At 56.0% G+C, this 718-nt stretch carries 1 protein-coding gene; it reads left to right on the top strand.

What is annotated here, in order from left to right; translation table 11 throughout:
* Nucleotides 1-110: 110 nt before the first annotated feature.
* Entirely contained in the window at nucleotides 111-632 is a 522-nt protein-coding gene (locus ACODSN_RS16380) for a hypothetical protein (protein WP_489056551.1), read from the top strand.
* Nucleotides 633-718 lie beyond the last annotated feature (86 nt).

Below are 718 nucleotides of genomic sequence, written 5' to 3'. Positions count from 1 at the left end.
AATGGCGGAGAAGGGTGGAAAGGGGACGGTCGGCTTCCGGCCGCTCCGAGCGTGTTACCAAACATTAGGGAATTTGCGTTAGCCGCTGGGCTCCCTTTGTGGAGATTGACATGCGTGCCACCCTCCTTCTGGTCGCTTTTGCGCTGACCGTTCCCACTGCTTCTACTGCTCGTGATGATAGCGGCCGTTATGGGCCAATGGATGGCCGAGGCGACGGTTATAAAAATAAGATTGCGAAAGACGGATTTTGGGAAATCACAGGCGGCGTTAGCGGCTATAGCCGAGCGAGTGCGGCGGATTTCGCGATCTATCGGGCGGCTGAAATGGCACGGGCAGAAGGTCATCGTTATGTAGAAATCCATGATGCCGTAAGCCGGCAGAATCGGTCAACTGGCGCAGAAAGCGTTACATTATTCGCCCGGCCCATTGATGCTCCAGTTCATCCATCTGCCTGTCGGTCGGGCAAGCCGAAACGCTGCTATACGGCGGACCTAGCACTGGTGTTTGCTCGCCTGAGCGGGGAGGACGGCAATCACCCCGGCGTGGCTGCACCTAGCTATATCGACAAGTTCGGACGAACTGTTACTCAAAGTGGATTTGGCACGGGCGCGGTGGGCGTCCCGCCGCAATAACCCAATTACGGATTAGTTCAATTCATCCTCAACTGATGGCCGCTTTCAGGCGTGGTGTTTCTGAATATTACGGCGCTTTCTGGTCG

It is taken from the genome of Sphingobium sp. FG11, assembly GCF_057809915.1.
This window is presented reverse-complemented; position numbering and strand designations above follow the sequence as displayed.